General features: G+C 50.4%; 3 protein-coding genes. All 3 read left to right on the plus strand.

The annotated features are described in order from the left end of the window. Positions 1-298 precede the first annotated feature (298 nt). Complete coding sequence (locus IQ241_RS25085; RefSeq protein WP_228022093.1) at positions 299-826, plus strand: DUF4351 domain-containing protein; 528 nt, start codon at positions 299-301, stop codon at positions 824-826. A 586-nt stretch (positions 827-1,412) separates the two neighbouring features. After that, the gene (locus IQ241_RS25090) at positions 1,413-1,796 is read left to right on the plus strand and encodes a hypothetical protein (RefSeq protein WP_193912525.1); all 384 of its coding nucleotides are present in this window, start codon (positions 1,413-1,415) and stop codon (positions 1,794-1,796) included. 528 nt (positions 1,797-2,324) lie between these two features. Then, positions 2,325-2,837, plus strand: a 513-nt coding sequence (locus IQ241_RS25095; RefSeq protein WP_193912527.1) for a trypsin-like serine peptidase, incomplete at its 3' end; no start/stop codon positions are given.

The raw sequence follows: 2,837 nt of genomic DNA on the forward strand, positions 1-2,837 counted from the left end.
GCTGAGCTGTTTGTTTGACTGCTGGTTACCCACGGCTGCAATACTCGCTTGCTTGGCTGATTACAACTTACCTCTCGTTTGGCTTAGTCCTGAAAAAATCTCTATTTTTTTAAGCCTGAGTAGTTACGATAAATTTTTGCTTTTGTGACAACTTCTGCGCCCTGTTTGCAGTCTGCACTTCGCCCGGCTCTACGAAAAGTACGACTATCCCGTCTATCCCATCGTTGTCTTTTCCTACGACCAGCCTAGAATTCCTGCCGCTAGCGAGTTCAGAGTCGAGTTCCCTGACTTTGCCGTATTGAACTTTAGCTACCGGGTGATTCAGCTCAACCAGCTCTACTGGCGCGACTTTCTCAGCCAGCCCAACCCGGTCGCCTCTGCCCTGATGGCGAAGATGCAGATCGCCCCAGAGGACCGTCCCCGAGTCAAGGCAGAATGTCTGCGTCTGCTAGTCACGCTGAGGCTAGACCCGGCTCGGATGCAGCTAATCTCTGGGTTCATCGATACCTATCTAAACTTGAGCGCAGAGGAGGAGCGAGCGTTTACCCTAGAGGTAGGACAGATAGAACCGGCAGCGCAGGAGCAGGTGATGGAAATTGTAACCAGCTGGATGGAGCGAGGGATTGAGCAGGGCCTAGAGCAGGGTCGGCGAGAAGGCGAGCTCAGCCTTTTGCTGCGGCTGCTGACAAGGATGCTAGGTACATTACCGCCTGAGGTCGAAGTCCAAGTTAGGGGGCTAGCGGAGGCACAGATTGAGCAGCTAACCGATCGTTTACCGAGTCTGACGACCGTTGATGAGCTACGGAGCTGGCTTAACGAGCTATAGACAGCGGCAGGCTTATAGAAGGGAAATTCTCCCTGAGAGAGCGCTAAGCCCTAGCTTCAGCCTTAGCGCCAGCCATACCCGAAGGGTTATTACCCTTTGGGCTATGCGTATCTTCTCCACCAGCTGCGTCAGCAGATTGGCGTCATCAACCCTGCGCAGAAGCAGAGACTCCTATCCCCAGTCCCCTTGGCGGACTTGCTCTCAATCAGCGCGATGTGTTCGTCATCGCGCAATGTTTCTAAGCCAGCCTGTTGCAAAGCATTCGACACCGCCGCGCATTAAAATGACGGGCCAACCAGGCTCAAACCCGCTGGGTTAAGAAATGCTGTAGCGTTCCATATCCTGTCTGTTCACAAATGTCACGAGTGAATAAGTTGAAGCCCTTCAGAAAAACATTTTTGTAGCGAAAGCGAAACTTCAGATTTTTCAGGCGGAGGGCTTGAAAATTCTCAAGTTGAATAGGTCAAAGACCTTTAGAAAGAGAATCTCTCAGTAACAGATAGAACCTAAGGTTGAGCCCTAAAGGGCTGAACAACAGCTTGCTACTGCCAAACAATCGCAAATCTTATTTTTGAGGAAAGTCATCATGGTTGTCAAGCATATTTTTCGCAGAGCGTCAGCAGTTTTAGCGGCTTCATCCATTTTTATGGGAGGTATGCTAGCCCAGGGGGCGAAGGCCGAGTGGTATCGTCCACTACACGCTGGTCGGTATGATTGGGTTAGACTCAATCTTGACCCGGGAACTTATACCGTTCGAGCCTATACTTTAGGCGATGTAGATATTGCCCTCTATGACGCCTCCAAGCAGACCCACTTTAGCCGGATTAGAGCGGTCGAAGCGGATGGCTACGATACGATGAGGTTCGAGATTGGGGAGCGTGGCGTTTTCAATGTTAAATATAGTATGGTGACCTGTCTCAATCCCTGGGGTCCCTGCGGTGTCAATATTGACCTCATTGGACCCACATAATTGGCCCGTCTTGATAATTGAGGCAAGACTGTCTACAGGCTCTTTTTGAATTCCAGCCTTCAAGGTTGAGGGGGGTAAAATCCCCTCAACCTTTGCCTCTTAAAATTTTGCCTCTTCAAGCTTTTTTTAACTAGGTCAACTGTATCTTATGGGGTTGACTTGCGCAATCAAAAAATGAGCCATTCTTTTGACTTGTATGAATCCGTCCGTTTCTTAACAGAAATTATATTTTAGTCGGTTGACTTTGCAAGCAACTTTGATAGAGTGGCAATAACATGTCAATGAAAATGGGCTGCTAGAACTGCTTCTAGGGCCTGTTTTTATCTTGACCTGACTGCCAATCATCCGCTATGTATCTGCCAGTAACGTGCTACTCATGCTCATTCAAAGCATTGAAGCCATTGATGGATTAAGTTAACAGCTCTCAAGAATATGCTGTCCTATCAGCGGTGTATCAGTAGGCAGGGCTATTCGTAGCTTTTATAAGGCATCTTCATTTTCACTTCAAACTAGGGGACATACTTTTCAATGAAGTTTTACGGAAAACAGGCTGCTGTTCTGTTGCTCAGCCTTAGTCTAGGTGCGATCGCGCTCAGATCCTGGCAGGCTGCAAATGCCGTCAGCCTGGACGACCTGCTGCCGCAGCTAGCGGCGGGCACCAGCCGCAGCCTAGACGAGCTCACGCCCGAGACCTCCAGTCGCCCCGAGTCGCTCAATCAGACCGATAACCCCTCAGGAGATCGCGCTGTGATCGGGCGGGATGATCGTATCCCGGTGCTGAGCAACGCCTATCCCTGGTCAGCGATTGGGCAGGTGGTGAGTGAAGTGACTGAAGATGCCTATTCGACCTGCACCGGCACACTAATTACTAGAGACGTAATCCTAACCAACGCCCACTGCGTCGTCAGCCCTGAAACCGGCGAGTTTGTCCGGCGAGTCGCCTTTTTGCCCAATCTGATCAACGGCAGAATTGCCAGCGAGTTCGATGTTGCTTATGGCGTTGAGGTACTAGCCGGTACCGACTTTCGGGATGCACCCACC

It is taken from the genome of Vasconcelosia minhoensis LEGE 07310 (assembly GCF_015207255.1).
Classification (GTDB): domain Bacteria; phylum Cyanobacteriota; class Cyanobacteriia; order Phormidesmidales; family Phormidesmidaceae; genus Vasconcelosia; species Vasconcelosia minhoensis.